Raw genomic sequence first — 15,726 nt, forward strand, 5'->3', positions numbered from 1 at the left:
GCACGGTCGGGTCGATGTCCGCCGAGTGCGGGGCCGAGCCGGCGTCGACGATGGTCAGCGGGCAGGAGAACACGTCGGCCGGGTTCGTCGTCGCGTCCTGCAGCGTGCGGTACCGGCCGACGCTCGCGTCGGTGCCGGCCAGGGCGAGCGCCGCCTCGGGGCCGACGGCCGTCGCGCACACGTCGCCCTGCGCGAGCGTGTCGCCCAGCTCACCGATCGTCGGGCGGAACTCGGAGCGGGACTGCAGGGCCGCGATCGCGTCCCAGCCCTCGACCGTCGCGCCGTCGCCGTCCGGCGTTACCGACCACGGGGCGCACTGCCACTCGTCGTCGACCCGCTCCCCGGTGACGGGCGCCCGGCCCGCGCTGAGCGAGAGCCAGCCCGCGGAGTCGCACCACGACGCGCGCCCGGTCACGCCGGGCGACACCGCGCCGGCGGCGGCACCGTCGCGCAGCAGCCCCCACAGCGTGGGCGTCGCCGAGCGGTCCACGTCGGCCCAGGTCAGGCCCGCGGTGCCGATCACGACGACCGGCTTGTCGGTGCTCACCGCGACCTGGCCGGTGCCCGACGTGACGGCCCCGGCCGCATCGGCCTGGGTCGGCACGGTGACGGTCACGAGCAGCAGCACGGCGAGCAGCGCGCCGCCGGTCGCGACGAGGACCGCGGGCATGCGGCGCAGTGGGGCGTCGGCCTCACGCGGGACGGTCGTCGCGGGCAGCCGGTCCCACGCGCTCGCGAGCGCCGAGACCACGAGGGCCACGCCCGCCAGGCCGAGCACCGCGATCGCGACGACGACGCCGCTGTCGTTGACGAGCGCGCCGAGCAGCGCCGCGACCACCACGGACAGCAGCACGCCGCGCAGCAGCGGCCAGGAGGCGTAGGCGCGGCGCAGGAACGCGGGCCGCCAGCGGTCCGGGCCCACGAGGACCGCGCACACCGTGAGGCAGGCGAGTGCGGCGAACGCGCCCGCGGGCTGGTCGATGGTCGCCCAGGCGCCCTGCGCCTTGCCCGAGACGACGCCCCACGCGTCGCCGTCGATCACGCGCTGCACGAACAGGCCGAGGTGCGAGCTGCGGCCGGGCCGCGCCCAGTCGACGACCGCGACGACGGTGACGGCCACGACCGCGCCCACGAGGATCACCAGCGCGCGCCGGACGGTCACCACGGCACCCGCCACGGCGACCACGAGCACCGCGAACGCGGGCACGAGGGCCAGCACGCCGCCGAAGTCCGCGCCGAACGTGGGCCACCCGTCCACGACGACCGACACGACCCCGACCGCCGACACCGCGACGACGGCCGCCGCACGCCGACCCGCGGCCCGCAGCCACGCGCCGATCGCGCCGGCCAGCACGAGCGCGGCGGCGGCGTACACGCCGAACGTGGTGTTGCCGAAGCCGTAGTACCGGGCGCCCGCGGTCGGCGTGACACCCAGGATCGAGCCCTGCTGGAGGACCGTGCCGGTCACGCCGTCGACCGTCAGGACCAACCAGGTCGCGCCGGCTGCCGCCGCGGCCAGGCGCCACCGGCCGCGGGGCAGGACGCGGGAGACGAGCCACGCGGCCAGCGCGACGATCGTCGTCGCGAGCACGTACCACCCGGTCGCGGCGAACAGCGGCGCGGGCGAGCCCCACCAGCGCGAGAGCGCGGCGAGGTGCGCGCCGACGGGCGTGCACACGCCGAGCAGCAGGACCGCGAGCACCGCGCGCCTCGTGGCGGGCGCGGGCGTGCGGCGCCGACGACGAGCGACCGCGACGGTCGCGAGCGCGACGAGCGCGGCCCCGGCGGCGGTGAGCAGGAGGACGGGCAGCAGCTGCGGGCTGATCGTCGTCATCTCGGTGAGGTAGCGGCGGTTCTCGACCGTGCGGTCGGTGCTCATCCGGCGCTCGGAGCTGACGACCAGCGGGGAGCCGTCGAGGTCGCTCGTGTCGGCGCCGCCCGCCTGCGCGAGGGTCGCCCCGAGGTCGGCGAGCGTCACGATGCCGGGCCGTCGCGTCGAGCCCGACGAGAGCCACCCGACCTCGCCCCCGCCGCGGCGCCACTCGACCACCACCTGCAGCCCGGTCTCGCCCGTGGGGCTGTCCGAGACGCCCGCGACGAGCACGTGCGTGCCGATCGGCACGGACCGGATGACCTGGCTCAGCCGCTGGTCGAGCAGCGTGAGCGCGTCGGCGCGCTGGGTGCGGTCCGCGGGCAGCTCGCCCGCGTCGAGGACCGTGGCGGGGCACGCGGTCAGGTCGAGCGTGGACAGCGCGCCCGGGTCCTGCGAGTACCGCGCGACGTCGCCGTCGAGGTCGGCCAGCGCGATCGCGCCGCCCGGGCCGGCGGCCGTGGTGCACGTGCCGGCGTCGTCGATCCGCTGGCCCACGGTCCCGGGGGTGCCGAACCCCTCGGTGCCCTCGTCGGACAGCGCGGCCCAGCCGGTCACCGAGTGCGGGGTCGGCTCGGCGTCGGCGCTCGTCGGGGTGACGGTGGGCAGGGGCTCGCACTCGACGGGCACGGAGTCGGAGTCGGTGTCGTCCGACGAGTCCGCGGTGCCCTCGTCGGGCGCGGGTACCGCGACGCGGCGCCCGGCGGAGATGGTGAGCCACGCGTCCACGGGGCACGTGACGGGGTTGGCCGTGTGCACCGAGATCGATCCGACGGACCCGCCCGTGATCATCCGCCACAGCGTCGGCGTCGCGCTCCGGTCGACGTCCGACCAGTGCAGCCCGCCGACGCCGACGAGCACCACGGGCTCGGCCGGCGCGGCCTGGTCGTCAGCGGACGCGGAACCGGCGCCCAGGGCCACCGCGAGGCACGCCACGAGCGCCGTGATCAGGGCGCGGGCAGGCCAGCTGGACGTCAGGGACACGGGCCCAGGGTACGGGGGCGACCCGTCAGCGGTGGGTCTGGGAGCTCGGCTTGGGTGTGACCTTGCGCTTGACGGCGCCCGCCGCGGAGCGGACCCGGCGCGCGTTCACGGCGAGCTGGACGTCGCGGTACTGCGCTGCGCGGTGCAGCTGGCCCTTGAGGTCCGAGCCCGAGGGGCGGTGCCGCAGGTCGCACGGCACCTCGACGACGCGGAAGCCGCGGCGCAGCAGGTCGATCGTCATGCCGGTCTCGACGCCCCACCCGTGCGCGAGCGGCGTCGCGGCCTCGAACGCCTCGCGCGTCAGGCAGCGCATCCCCGACAGCGGCTGCGTGGGCGTCCAGCCGGTCAGCGACTGGATGGCCCGACGAGCGGCGCCGACGACGATGCCGCGCCCACCCGCGCCCGGCTGCGGCGGGATCAGCGCGATCGCGAGGTCGGTGTGGCCCTCGACCACCGGCGGCACCAGCGGCGCGGTGTTGACCGCGGTCTCGCCGAGGTCGCCGTCGATGAACAGCAAGATCCGCGGCAGGCGGTCGGGGGCGTCGCGCATCGCGACCACGGCCGCACCCGTCTCCATGGCCGCGGCCTTGCCACGGTTGTGCGAGTGCCGCACGACGACGGCGCCGGCCTCGCGGGCCACGTGCTGCGTGTCGTCCTCGGAGCCGTCGTCGACCACGAGCACGAGGTCGACGTGCGGGATCGACTTGGCCGAGCGGACGGTCGCGGCGATGCGCCGCGACTCGTCCTTGGCGGGGATGACGACCGCCACGCGCTGGCGGACGCGCGGGGTGCGGGCCGCGGGGGTGGTCGTCGTCTGCGTCGCGCGGGACCGGCCGCGGGCGCGGGGCTTGGAGGCCCCCGCGTCGTCGTCGGGGGTCTGCGTGCCCTGGGCCGTCACGGCGTCAGCCTAGCGAGGTCGAAGGTGCTCAGCGCAGCGTGACCTGGCGCGCCACGAGGCCGGCGCGCGCGCGGCGCTCGTTCGCGTCGAGCGCCTCGGTGCTGGCCAGCGCCTCGGCGAAGACCGGCGCGAACGCGGCCACGGCACCCTCGATGTCCTCGGCCTCGGTGCCGCGCGGCAGCTCCCAGACGGGGACGACGAGGCCGCTCGAGCGGAAGTAGCCGACGAACTTGGCGCCCTCGAACCCGGACGCGCGCTTCGCGTGCAGGCGGGCGAGGCCGTCGAGGACGACCTGCTCCTCGTGCGGCTGTGCCCAGCGCAGGAACTCGCGCGCGCCCATGCGGCACCAGTACGCGGACTCGACACCGGCGAGCTTGACCGTGTCGATGATGCCGGCGTCGGCCTCCTCGATCGCGGCGGCCAGGTCGTCCGTGCGCTCGACGTCCGGCGCGAGCCAGTAGGCGAACGTGTCCTGGACCGTCACGTCGAACGGCACGGACAGGTCGAGGACGTCCTGCAGGCGGGGGCCGGCCTCGGGCAGGCCGGTCAGCTCGATCGCGGTGCCGGGCTCGGCGTCGATGGCCTCGAGGAGCGCGGCAGCGAGGTCGCGGCTCGAGTCGCCCGAGCTGGTCGTGGTCTGCAGGGCCAGGAGGATCACGCCGTCGGCGCGGTGCAGGGCGGGCCAGGCCTGCGGCAGGACGGTGGTGACGAGCACCTCGTGGGAGCCGTGCTCCTTCGTCGTGCGCGCGGTGCCCGTGGCGGCCGGGACGACCTCCTTGAGCGCGACCCAGTCGGGCTCGCCGGGGAGGCCCTCGAAGGGGCGCAGCACGAAGTCACCTGTGTTCTTGGCCATGGGTCCAGGCTACCGGGACCGGGGCCCGTGCATTGTCGTCGTCGCTGAGGAAGGATCGAGGCATGCACCCGCGCGCCGGAACACCCGCCCTGCCCGAGGACCTCGTCGACATCGACGCCCTGCTCGCCGCGTACTACGACCTCGAGCCGGACGTGACCGACCCCGACCAGAAGGTGGTCTTCGGCACGAGCGGCCACCGCGGCGGCGCGTTCAAGCGGGCGTTCAACGAGGCGCACATCGTCGCGATCACCGCGGCGATCGTCGAGTACCGCCGCGGGGCGGGCACCGACGGGCCGCTGTTCATCGGGCGCGACACCCACGGGCTGTCCGGGCCCGCGCAGCGCACGGCGATCGAGGTGCTGGTCGCTGCCGGCGTCGAGGTGCACGTCGACGCGCGCGACTCGTTCACGCCGACGCCCGCGGTCTCGCTCGCGATCCTGCGGCACAACGGCGCCGGGACCTCGGAGGGCGTGCGCACGCAGGGGCCCGGTCTGGCCGACGGCATCGTCGTGACCCCGTCGCACAACCCGCCGACCGACGGCGGCTTCAAGTACAACCCGCCGCACGGCGGCCCCGCGGGCTCCGACTCGACCGGCTGGATCGCCGACCGGGCCAACCAGATCCTCGCGTCGGGCTGGCGCTCGGTGCCGCGCATCCCGTACGAGCGCGCGATCACCTCCGAGCTGATCCGCAAGCACGACTACCTCTCGTCGTACGTCGACGACCTGGCCAACATGATCGACTTCGACGCGATCCGGTCCGCGGGCGTGCGCATCGGCGCGGACCCGCTGGGCGGCGCGGTCGTCGACTACTGGGGCGCGATCGGCGAGCGCTACGGCCTGGACCTCACCGTGGTAAACCCCGAGGCGGACCCGCGCTGGCCGTTCATGACCTTGGACTGGGACGGCAAGATCCGGATGGACTGCTCGTCGCCGTACGCGATGGCCTCGCTGGTCAACCGGATGACGGCGGGCGGCGGGCCGGCGCCGTACGACATCGCGACGGGCAACGACGCGGACTCCGACCGGCACGGCATCGTCACGCCCGACGGCGGGCTGATGAACCCGAACCACTACCTCGCCGTGATGATCGACTACCTGTACTCGGGCGCGCGCCCGCAGTGGCCGTCCGACGCGGGGATCGGCAAGACCCTCGTCTCGTCCGACCTGATCAGCCGCGTGGGCGCCCGCCTCGGCCGGCCCGTGATCGAGGTGCCGGTCGGGTTCAAGTGGTTCGTGCCCGGGCTGATCGACTCCTCGATCGGGTTCGGCGGCGAGGAGTCCGCGGGCGCCTCGTTCCTGCGCAAGGACGGCACGGTGTGGACCACGGACAAGGACGGCCCCATCGCGGCTCTGCTGGCCTCCGAGATCCTCGCGACGACCGGCAAGTCCCCCTCGCAGCGGCACCGCGAGCTCGTCGAGGAGTTCGGCGAGTCCTGGTACGCGCGGATCGACGCCGAGGCCACCCGCGAGCAGAAGGCCACCCTCGCGGCCCTCTCCCCCGAGCAGGTCTCCGCGACGACGCTCGCGGGCGACCCGATCGTGTCCCGCCTGACCCGCGCACCGGGCAACGACGAGGCGATCGGCGGCCTCAAGGTCACGACCGCCAACGCGTGGTTCGCCGCGCGCCCGTCGGGCACGGAGGACGTCTACAAGATCTACGCCGAGTCGTTCGTCTCGGCCGACCACCTCGCGCAGGTCCAGTCGGAGGCCAAGGACGTCGTCTCGGCCGCCCTGGCTGGCTGACCCAGCTCCGACCGACCACCTCGCCGGCTTCGAACCCGGCGAGCAGGTGGTTGCGCACGCCAATCGGACGTCAAACGTGCGCAACCGCCTGGTCGACCGGCTGGTGCACCGACGGGCGGGCCGGGGTCAGGCGGAGTCGCGGACGACCAGGGAGGTCGGGAGGGTGATGGTGGCCGGGTCGGCGCCGTCGACGACGTCCAGGAGGAGGCGGACCATCTCCGCGCTGATCCGCTCGAACGGCTGGCGCATGGTCGTCAGGGCCGGGTCGAGGGTCGCGGCGAGGCCGGAGTCGTCGAAGCCGCCGACCGCGACGTCCTCCGGCACGCGCCGACCGGACTCGCGCAGCACCTGCATCGCGCCCGTGGCCATGAGGTCCGAGGCGACGAACACCGCGTCGAGGTCGGGCCGCCGCTCGAGCAGCTCGCGCATCGCCGCGGTCCCGCCCTGGCGCGTGTAGTCGCCGTGCGCGACGAGGGTCTCGTCGTACGCGTCGCCCAGCTCGGTGCGGTAGCCCTCGAGCCGCAGCCGGCCGCCGGGGGTGTCGAGCGGGCCCGTGATGGTGGCGACGCGGGTGCGGCCCGTGTCGAGCAGGTGGCGCGTCATGCGGCGGCCGCCACCCAGGTCGTCGGCCGCGACGTGACCCACGGTCGACTCGAAGCCGAGCGGGATGCCGCACGCGATCGTCGGGATCTCCTGGCGCACGAGCGACCGCAGCACCGGGCTGCCCGCGTGCGAGGAGATGAGCAGCACGCCGTCCACGTGACCGGCGCCGACGTAGTCGAGCACCTGCTTCTGCTCGTCGGGCGTCCCCGCGACCATGAGCAGCAGCGGCATGCCGCGCGCGGCCAGCGCCTGCGCTGCGCCCCGCAGCAGGATCGAGAAGTTGGGGTCCTCGAACAGCAGGTGCTGCGCCTCGGTGAGCAGGAACGCGACCGAGTTGGACCGGCCGGTCGCCAGGCTGCGGGCGTGCTGGTTCATCGAGTAGCCGGTGGTCTTGATGGCCTCCTCGACGGCCGCGAGCGCGCCGGGAGAGACCCAGTGGCCGCCGTTGATGACACGGGAGACCGTGCCTCGCGAGACGCCGGCGGCGGCCGCCACGTCGCGGATCGTCGGGCGCTTGCGCGCCTGTCCTTGGGGTTCCATCACAGCGAACTCTAGGGGGCGCTCAGGCCTTGACCGCGCCGGCGGCGAGGTCGACCTGCCAGTACCGCTGCAGGAGCAGGAACAGGGCGATCAGCGGGATGATCGACAGCAGGGCGCCGGTGATCACCGCGGTGTACATCGCGGGCTGCGAGGCGCCCTGGTTGAGCAGTCCGGACAGGCCCACCGTGATGGGGAAGAGGCGGTCGTTGCCGAGCATGATGTACGGCAGCATGTAGTTGTTCCAGATGGCGACGAACTGGAACAGGAACACCGTGACCAGGCCCGGGACCATCATCGGGACCGCGATGCGCGCGAAGATCCGCGCCTCGCCCGCGCCGTCCGTGCGGGCCGCCTCGAGGACGTCGTCGGGCACCGAGGCCGCCGCGTAGATGCGCGCGAGGTAGATGCCGTACGGGCTGATGATGCTGGGCAGCAGCACCGACCAGTAGGTGTTGGTCAGGCCGACCTGGGCGAGCAGCAGGTACTGCGGGATCGCGAGCACGACGCCGGGCACGAGGACCCCGGCGAGGATGACGTTGAAGATGGCCTTCTTGCCCGCGAAGCTGAACTTGGCCAGCCCGAAGCCGGCCATCGCGGAGACGATCACCGAGAGCAGCGCGCCGACGCCCGCGTACAGCGCGGTGTTGGCCATCCAGCGCCAGAACAGGCCGCCGCGGTAGGCGGACAGGTCCTGGACGTTGTCCCACAGGTGGGTCGACGGCGTGAACGTGAAGGTCGTGAACAGCTCGCCGGCGCTCTTGGTCGAGGCGACGAGCACCCACGCGACGGGCAGCAGGCAGTAGGCGGCGCCGACGAGCAGCACCACGGTGGACAGCGTGCTGCGCTTGTTCGACGGACCCGTGGCGCCCGTGGTCGTGCGGACCACGGTCGGCGGCTTGGTCGGAGCGAGTGTGGCAGTCATGTCAGCTGTTCTCCTGGCTGAAGGCACGGCGCTGCACCAGGCGCAGGAAGCCGAACGAGAGCGCGAACGTGGCGAGCGCGATGATCACGGAGGTCGCGGCGGCCGAGTAGATGTCGTCGCGCGTGAAGGCGTCGCGGTAGACCTTCATGAGCGGGCTCCAGGTCGACGAGATCGTGTTGGTCAGGGGCCGGAGCGTCATCGGCTCGGCGAACACCTGCAGCGTCGCGATCATCGAGAACAGGAACGTGAGGATGAGCGAGGGCGTCACCACGGGGATCTTGATCCGCCAGGCGATCTGCACCTCGGTCGCGCCGTCGAGCCGCGCGGCCTCGTAGAGCTCGGACGGGATCGCCTTGAGCGCGGTGTAGATGACGATCATGTTGAAGCCGACGCCGCCCCACAGGCCGATGTTGGCGATCGCGAACAGCACCCACTGCGAGGACAGGATGTCCGGGGCGTCCCAGCCGATCTTGTCGAACACGTAGTAGAACGGGCTGACCCGCGGCAGGTAGAGGAAGCCCCACAGCAGCGACGCGATCACCGCGGGCACCGCGTACGGCAGGAAGATCGAGACCCGCGAGAAGCCGCGGCCGCGGGTGCGCTTCGAGTCGAGCAGCAGCGCGAACAGCAGCGCGAGGCCGAGCATCACCGGCACGAGCACCAGCCCGTACAGGGCGACCCGGATCACCGAGTCGATGAAGTCGGGGTCGGTCAGCGACCGGGCGTAGTTGTCGAAGCCCGCCCACACCTCGGTGCGGGCGCCCTTGCCGAGCCCGAGCCCGCTGACCTTGACGGTGCGGAAGCTCAGGTACAGCGCGTAGCCGATGGGCAGCGCGAGGAACAGCGCGAAGAGGGTCATCGCCGGGGCGAGGTAGACGTACGGCGCGAACCGGCCGCTGCGGCGGCGACGGGCGCGGGGAGGCGTCTGGACGGTCATCGTCCGGTCTCCTGTCGGGGTGGTGGGTTGGGCGGCCACCCGCGAGGGGGTGCGGGTGGCCGCCCGAGGGCCTTACTCGTCGACCGTGAAGCCGGAGTTCAACAGGTCGTCGACGGTGGCCTTCTGCATGGCCGTGAGCGCGGTGAGGAAGGCGGAGGCCTTCTTCGACTCGGCGGCCTTGCCGAACTGGTCGTTGTAGGCGGAGAAGGCGACGTTCACGTTGGGACCGTACGTGAACGGCTGGACCGACTTCGCGATGTCCGTGGCCGTCGTGTAGAAGTCCGGCTGGTTCGGGAAGAAGGCCGGCGGGGCGGACAGCGCCTCGGCCTGGCCCGGGAGGTCGGCCGGGTAGAGCCCGCCCTTGGCGACCAGGATGTTGACGGCGTCCTGGCTCGTGTTCATCCAGGTGGCGAACTTCGTCGCCGCCTCGACGTTCTTCGACTGCGACGTCACCGAGGTGGCCGAGCCGCCCCAGTTGCCCGTCGCGTTGTCGCCCGCGTTCCACTGCGGCATCGGCGCCATCTTCCACTTGCCCTGCGTGTCGGCGGCGTTGCCCGCGAGCACGCCGGGAGCCCAGATCGCGGAGACCCAGCCGGCCTGCGTGCCGTCGTTCAGCGCGGCGTTCCACTCCGGGGTGTACATCGGCTTGTTGTCGATGACGCCCTTCTCCACGAGGTCGCCCCAGTACGACGCGACCTTCTGGGACGCGGCGGAGTCGATGTCGACCGACCACGCGTCGCCGTTGATGCCCCACCACGAGGCGCCAGCCTGCTGCGTGAGGCCGGTGAACCAGCCCGCGTCGGTGGCCGAGAAGGTGCCGAGGTAGGCCTTGGGGTCGGCCTCGTGCAGCTTGGTGGCGACGTCGGCGTACTCGGCCCACGTCGTCGGGACGTCGAGCTTGTACTTCGTGAAGATGTCCTCGCGGTAGTAGAACTCCATGGGGCCCGAGTCCTGCGGGATGCCGTAGACCGCGTCGCCGCCCAGCGTCACGGACTGCCAGGTGCCGTCCGCGAAGTGCCCCGCGATGCTCGAGTCGACCGCGCCGGAGATGTCGGCCAGGGCGTCCGCCGCGACGAGCGTGGGGATCTTCTGGTACTCGGTCTGCATGAGGTCCGGGGCGCCCGAGCCCGCCTTGATCGCGGTGAGGAGCTTGGTGACCGCCGGGTCGCCGCCGTCCTGCTTGTTGACGGTGACCTGGATGTCGGGGTTCGCGTCGTTCCACGCCTTGACCACGTCGTCCATGCCCGGAGCCCACGTCCAGAACGTGAGGTCGACCTTCTCGGCCTTCTCCGTGCTGCCGCCCGTCGGCGAGCTGGACGTGGTGTCGTCGCCGGACGTGCAGCCGGCGGCGAGAAGCGTGGTTGCAGCGATGATCGCTGCGGCTCTGATGCCTGTGTGCAGGCGCATCTGACCTCCTCGTCGAGATCCGTCGCAGCTCTGCGACGAACGGTGGCGTCCCAGCGACGCCTGCCTGTGCCCGGTCACAGTAACTGCACGGGCCGGGGACTTGTCAACCACCGCGTCCACAGTGTTATCTGGTCGTTGTGCGCGGTCACAGTGACTGTGAGCGTGCACAGCATTCGCACACACTGTCACTGACTCGATGGAGCGTCATGTTCGCCGATCCCGGTCCCACCTCGCCGTCCTGGCCGCTCGGCCTCGACGCCATCGCCTACGGCGGGGACTACAACCCCGAGCAGTGGCCGCGCGAGGTCTGGGACGAGGACATCGCCCTCATGCACGAGGCCGGCGTCAACCTGGTGAGCATCGGCATCTTCTCCTGGGCGCTGCTCGAGCCGCGTGAGGGCGAGTTCGACTTCGGCTGGCTCGACGAGCTCATCGAGCTGCTGCACGCCGCGGGGATCCGGGTGGACCTGGGCACGCCGACCGCGTCGCCGCCCGCCTGGTTCTTCGCGACCTACCCCTCGGCGCGGGTCGTCACGCGCGAGGGCACCGTGCTCGGCTTCGGCTCGCGCGGCATGGCCGGCCCCAGCTCGCCCGAGTACCGCGCGGCGTCCGTCCGGATCGCCACCGAGCTCGCCCGGCGCTACGGCTCGCACCCCGCGATCGCGCTGTGGCACGTGCACAACGAGTACGGCGCCCCGGTCTCGGAGGACTACTCCCCCTCGTCGGCCGCGGCCTTCAGCACCTGGCTGCAGGACCGCTACGGCACGCTCGACGCGCTCAACAACGCGTGGGGCACGGCGTTCTGGGGCCAGCGGTACGGCTCGTGGTCGCACGTGGACGTGCCAGCGGTCGCCGCGAGCGTGGTCAACCCCGCCCAGCGGCTCGACTTCGCGCGGTTCACGGACCACGCGCTGCGCGAGTGCTTCATCGCCGAGCGCGACGCGATCCGCGCGCACTCGTCGGTGCCGATCACCACGAACTTCATGGCCGGCTCGTGCCCGTCGACCGACCTGTGGGCCTGGGGCCGCGAGGTCGACGTCGTCTCGAACGACCACTACCTGACCGCGGCCGACGAGCACCCCGAGGTCGGCCTCGCGCTCGCCGCGGACCTGACCCGCTCCGTGGCCGGCGGGCGCCCATGGATGCTCATGGAGCACTCCACGTCGGCCGTGAACTGGCAGCCGCGCAACGTGGCCAAGCGAGCCGGCGAGATGCACCGCAACTCGCTCTCGCACCTGGCCCGCGGCGCCGACGCGATCCTGTTCTTCCAGTGGAGGGCCTCCCGCTCGGGCGCGGAGAAGTTCCACTCCGCGATGCTGCCCCACACGGGGACCTCGTCGCGCGTGTGGCGCGAGGTCGTCTCGCTCGGGGCCGACCTCGGCCGCCTGGCCGAGCTGCGCGGCTCCCGGACCGTCGCCGACGCCGCGATCCTGTGGGACTGGGAGTCCTTCTGGGCCCAGGACCTGGAGTGGCGGCCGTCCGACGACCTCGACCACCGCGAGCGCCTCGCGGCCTTCCACGAGCGGCTGTGGCGCGACGGGCTCACCGTCGACATGGCCCACCCCGAGTCCGACCTCTCGGCGTACCCGCTCGTCGTCGCTCCCGCGTCGTACCTGCTCACCGAGGCCGGCGCGGCCAACCTCACGCGCTACGTCGCGGGCGGCGGGACCCTGCTGGTCTCGTACTTCTCGGCCGTGGTCGACGAGTGCGACGCGGTGCACGTGGGCGGCTACGGCGCTCCGCTGCGCGAGGCGCTCGGCATGAGCGTCGAGGAGTTCCTGCCGCTGCGCGCGGGCCAGTCCGTGCGCGTCGACCTGTCCGGGACCTCGGTGTCCGGGGACGTGTGGTCCGACGACATCGTGCTCGCGGGCGCGTCCGTGGTCGGCACGTACGAGGACGGTCCGGCCGCCGGGCGGCCCGCGATCACGCGGCACTCGCTGGGTTCCGGGCACGGCTGGTACGTGTCGACCCGCCTCGACGTCGAGGGTCTCGCGCCGCTCCTGCAGCTGGCCTACGCCGACGCCGGGATCACGTCGCCCGACCTGCCGGAGGGGGTCGAGGTCGTCCGCCGGGCCAGCTCCGAGGCGACCTACACCGTGGCGATCAACCACCTCGACGAGCCGGTCGCCGTGCCCGCCGACGGCACGGAGCTGCTCACGGGCGACCGCGTGGCGGGCACGCTGAAGCTCGGCGCAGGCGAGGTCCGCGTCGTCCGCACCCCCCGCTGACCCGCCCGACGGCCCGACCCGCCCGACCGGTGGCCGAGCAGGTGGTTGTGCACGCTTGCGGGCCGCGAAGCGTGCGCAACCACCTGGTCGCGGGGTCAGGACGCGGCGAGGAGGTCCTGGTAGTCAGGGTGGCGGGCGATCCAGGCCTTCACGTACGGGCACAGCGCCGCCACGCGGCGGTTGCCCTGCGCGCGGACGGCGTCCAGCGCGGAGCGGGTCAGGGCTCCCGCGATGCCCTGGCCCTCGAAGCGCTCGTCGACCTCGGTGTGCGTGAACGCGACCGTGGTCCCGATCACGTCGTAGTAGGAGACACCCATCAGCTCGCCCGACTCGTCGCGCGCCTCGAAGCGCTGCTCGTCGGGCACATCCGTCACGTGAACCGTCATGCGCTGATCATGCCCCCGGACCGCCGGCCGCGTACGGGGTGACAGGATGGGGGCGTGCTGGGGCCCTACGCAGATGTGCTGAAGCGGCCCGGCGCGCTCGCGTTCTCCGCGTCCGGGGCGCTCGCGCGGCTGCCGATGTCGATGGTGGGCATCGGGATCGTGCTGATGGTCTCCGCGATCTACGACTCCTACGGCCTGGCCGGCCGCGTCTCGGCCGTGTACGTCATCGCGCAGGCCGTGTGCTCGCCGCAGCTGTCGCGGCTCGTGGACCGGCACGGGCAGGCGCGGATCATGCGGCCCGCCGTGGCCGTGTCCGCCGCAGGGCTCGTCGGGCTGATCGTGGCCGCGATCGCCGAGGCACCCGAGGCCGTCCTCTACGTGACCGCGGCCGTGACGGGCGCGGCGATCGGCTCGTTCGGGTCGCTCGTGCGCGCGCGCTGGTCGAGCGAGCTGAGCGACCCGCGCCAGCTGCACACCGCCTACGCGCTCGAGTCCGCGGTCGACGAGCTCGTGTTCGTCGTCGGCCCCGTCGCCGCGACCCTGCTGGCCACGGGCGTGGAGCCGACCGCCGGGCTGATCGTCCCGCTCGTCGCGATGATCGTCGGCGGCTACTGGTTCTGCGCGCTGCGGGCCACCGAGCCCGCCGTCGCGCCCAAGGACCAGCCCCGCCCGACCGGCTCGGTGCTCCGCACGCCCGCGATGCTCGTGCTGGTCCTCGTGTTCGTCGCGATGGGCTCGATCTTCGGCGCGAACGACGTCTCGACCGTCGCGTTCGCCGACGAGGCCGGCCAGAAGAACCTCGCCGGCCCCGTGCTCGCGGTCTTCGCTGCGGGCTCGCTCGTGTCCGGCCTGCTGTACGGCACCCGGCACTGGAAGCGCCCCCTGCACCAGCGGTTCGCGAATGGGATGATCGCGCTGGCGGTCGGCGTCTCGCTGTTCTTCCTCGTCGACTCGCTGTGGATGCTCGCCGCGGTCATGTTCGTCACCGGCTTCGCGATCGCGCCGACGCTGATCAACGGCAACGCGCTCGTGCAGCAGCTGGTCCCGCCCGAGCGGCTCACCGAGGGTCTGACCTGGGTCGGCACCGCGCTCGGCGTGGGCGTCTCGGTGGGTTCGTCGATCGCCGGCGCGCAGATCGACGCGGACGGGTCGCACGCCGGGTTCCGGGTGGTCGTCGTCTCGGCGATCGTCGCCGTGGTCGCCGTGCTGCTGTCCTACCGGACCCTGCGCGGCAAGCACACGGGCCACGTCCACGACAAGCTCGAGGACCAGTCGGTCTCGGCCTCGGCGGGTGCGTCCGTGTCCGCCGCCGAGCTCGCCGAGTGCGTCGAGTCAAATCGTTTCGATGACGACGGCCGGAGCGCTACCGTAGAGCGGTGACCAGCACCGATGCCCTGTCGCAGATCGTCGCGCCCCTGGGGACGCTGGCGTCCGCGGAGCGGCTCACGGGCGGCATGTTCGCCACCACGCACCGCGTCACCCTGGAGGACGGCCGCCGGGTCGTCGTCAAGGCCGCGCCCGACGAGACCGATCGCCTGCTCAGCTACGAGCACGACGTGCTGCGCACCGAGGCGCTCGTCTACGGCCTGGCCGACGGCCGCCCCGAGCTGCTCATGCCGACCCTCCTGCTGGCCGACTTCAGCCGCACCGTCCTGCCCGGCGACGCCGTCGTCGTCAGCCACCTCGACGGCGTCCCGCTGAACGAGGCCGGCTTCGAGGCGGGCGACCCGCGCTTGATGCGCGTCGAGACCGAGCTCGGCGCCCACCTCGCCCGGCAGGGATCCGTCACCGGTCCGCTGTTCGGCTACCCGAGCAACCCCGGGCTGCAGGCGGGCACCTGGCCGGAGGCGTTCGGGCGGATCATCGAGGCGCTGCTGGCGGACGGTCGGCGGTGGGGCACCGCGTTGCCCGACGACGAGATCCGCGCGGCCGTGGCCCGCCACGCCGGTGCGCTCGCCGAGGTCACCACCCCGCGCCTGGTCCACACCGACCTCTGGCCCGGCAACCTGTTCGTCGACCCGTCGTCGGGCGCGCTCGTCGGGGTCATCGACCCGGAGCGGGCCATCTGGGGCGACCCGCTGTTCGACCTCGTCGGCGCCGACGCGATGTGGCACGGGACCTCGGCGCACCTGCTGGCCGGCTACGCGGCGGAGGCGGGTGCGCCGTGGGCGGTCGACGAGCCCGCCGCGGCGACCCGCCTGCTGCTCTACCGCGTGCAGCTCGCGCTCGTGATGCTCGTCGAGATCACGCCGCGCGCCTACGAGGGCGACTGGCTCGTCGAGTACGTCCACCAACTCCGCGCCATCCTCGACCGGGCGCTGGCCGGCCTGGCCTGAGGTGCGGGAGCACCGCC

The 15,726-nt window shown here is 73.1% G+C and carries 11 protein-coding genes and 1 pseudogene; 4 read left to right on the forward strand and 8 right to left on the reverse strand.

Annotated elements, in window-relative coordinates; all coding sequences use genetic code 11:
- The 3 genes and pseudogenes from D1825_RS17205 to D1825_RS17215 form a co-directional block, all read right to left on the reverse strand.
- Positions 1–2,854 (reverse strand): annotated as a pseudogene (locus D1825_RS17205) (hypothetical protein); the annotation flags it as partial.
- 25 nt (positions 2,855–2,879) lie between these two features.
- Positions 2,880–3,623, reverse strand: coding sequence for a glycosyltransferase family 2 protein (locus D1825_RS17210; protein WP_118768773.1), 744 nt, complete (start codon positions 3,621–3,623; stop codon positions 2,880–2,882).
- A 157-nt stretch (positions 3,624–3,780) separates the two neighbouring features.
- A complete protein-coding gene (locus tag D1825_RS17215) occupies positions 3,781–4,605 on the reverse strand; it encodes a DUF5926 family protein (protein WP_118768648.1) in 825 nt (274 codons plus the stop codon).
- 62 nt (positions 4,606–4,667) lie between these two features.
- Between D1825_RS17215 and pgm the strand changes: the two genes are divergently transcribed.
- Entirely contained in the window at positions 4,668–6,350 is a 1,683-nt protein-coding gene (pgm, locus tag D1825_RS17220) for a phosphoglucomutase (alpha-D-glucose-1,6-bisphosphate-dependent) (RefSeq protein ID WP_118768649.1), read from the forward strand.
- Positions 6,351–6,476: 126 nt separating this feature from the next.
- Here the strand turns inward: pgm and D1825_RS17225 are convergent, their stop codons facing one another.
- From D1825_RS17225 to D1825_RS17240, 4 genes are all read right to left on the reverse strand, one after another.
- On the reverse strand, positions 6,477–7,493 hold the full coding sequence (locus tag D1825_RS17225) for a LacI family DNA-binding transcriptional regulator (protein ID WP_118768650.1): 1,017 nt from the start codon (positions 7,491–7,493) through the stop codon (positions 6,477–6,479).
- 22 nt (positions 7,494–7,515) lie between these two features.
- The gene (locus tag D1825_RS17230; protein ID WP_118768651.1) at positions 7,516–8,415 is read right to left on the reverse strand and encodes a carbohydrate ABC transporter permease; all 900 of its coding nucleotides are present in this window, start codon (positions 8,413–8,415) and stop codon (positions 7,516–7,518) included.
- 1 nt (position 8,416) lies between these two features.
- Positions 8,417–9,352, reverse strand: coding sequence for a carbohydrate ABC transporter permease (locus D1825_RS17235; protein ID WP_118768652.1), 936 nt, complete (start codon positions 9,350–9,352; stop codon positions 8,417–8,419).
- 72 nt (positions 9,353–9,424) lie between these two features.
- Positions 9,425–10,759 carry an ABC transporter substrate-binding protein gene (locus tag D1825_RS17240; RefSeq protein WP_118768653.1) on the reverse strand — a complete coding sequence of 445 codons (1,335 nt, stop codon included), beginning with the start codon at positions 10,757–10,759 and terminating at the stop codon, positions 9,425–9,427.
- 206 nt (positions 10,760–10,965) lie between these two features.
- Here D1825_RS17240 and D1825_RS17245 point away from each other — a divergent pair, with 206 nt between their 5' ends.
- Positions 10,966–12,987: a beta-galactosidase gene (locus D1825_RS17245; protein ID WP_118768654.1), complete on the forward strand. Its 2,022-nt coding sequence runs from the start codon at positions 10,966–10,968 to the stop codon at positions 12,985–12,987.
- A 95-nt stretch (positions 12,988–13,082) separates the two neighbouring features.
- Here D1825_RS17245 and D1825_RS17250 read toward each other — a convergent pair whose 3' ends face one another.
- Complete coding sequence (locus D1825_RS17250) at positions 13,083–13,373, reverse strand: GNAT family N-acetyltransferase (RefSeq protein ID WP_118768655.1); 291 nt, start codon at positions 13,371–13,373, stop codon at positions 13,083–13,085.
- 54 nt (positions 13,374–13,427) lie between these two features.
- Between D1825_RS17250 and D1825_RS17255 the strand changes: the two genes are divergently transcribed.
- Both D1825_RS17255 and D1825_RS17260 read left to right on the forward strand, forming a co-directional pair.
- On the forward strand, positions 13,428–14,753 hold the full coding sequence (locus tag D1825_RS17255; RefSeq protein ID WP_118768656.1) for an MFS transporter: 1,326 nt from the start codon (positions 13,428–13,430) through the stop codon (positions 14,751–14,753).
- Positions 14,750–15,709 carry a phosphotransferase family protein gene (locus tag D1825_RS17260; RefSeq protein WP_233549963.1) on the forward strand — a complete coding sequence of 320 codons (960 nt, stop codon included), beginning with the start codon at positions 14,750–14,752 and terminating at the stop codon, positions 15,707–15,709. The genes D1825_RS17255 and D1825_RS17260 overlap by 4 nt, the downstream gene beginning before the upstream one ends.
- The last annotated feature ends 17 nt before the right edge of the window (positions 15,710–15,726 follow it).

Origin of the sequence: Cellulomonas rhizosphaerae (genome assembly GCF_003470205.1) — a bacterium.
Classification (GTDB): domain Bacteria; phylum Actinomycetota; class Actinomycetes; order Actinomycetales; family Cellulomonadaceae; genus Cellulomonas; species Cellulomonas rhizosphaerae.

Bases quoted from the DNA above. Each gene is read 5' to 3' on its own strand.
- D1825_RS17215 (WP_118768648.1), bottom strand. From the start codon at position 4,605: ATGGCCAAGAACACAGGTGACTTCGTGCTGCGCCCCTTCGAGGGCCTC.
- pgm (WP_118768649.1), top strand. From the start codon at position 4,668: ATGCACCCGCGCGCCGGAACACCCGCCCTGCCCGAGGACCTCGTCGAC.
- D1825_RS17225 (WP_118768650.1), bottom strand. From the start codon at position 7,493: ATGGAACCCCAAGGACAGGCGCGCAAGCGCCCGACGATCCGCGACGTG.
- D1825_RS17230 (WP_118768651.1), bottom strand. From the start codon at position 8,415: ATGACTGCCACACTCGCTCCGACCAAGCCGCCGACCGTGGTCCGCACG.
- D1825_RS17235 (WP_118768652.1), bottom strand. From the start codon at position 9,352: ATGACCGTCCAGACGCCTCCCCGCGCCCGTCGCCGCCGCAGCGGCCGG.
- D1825_RS17240 (WP_118768653.1), bottom strand. From the start codon at position 10,759: ATGCGCCTGCACACAGGCATCAGAGCCGCAGCGATCATCGCTGCAACC.
- D1825_RS17245 (WP_118768654.1), top strand. From the start codon at position 10,966: ATGTTCGCCGATCCCGGTCCCACCTCGCCGTCCTGGCCGCTCGGCCTC.
- D1825_RS17250 (WP_118768655.1), bottom strand. From the start codon at position 13,373: ATGACGGTTCACGTGACGGATGTGCCCGACGAGCAGCGCTTCGAGGCG.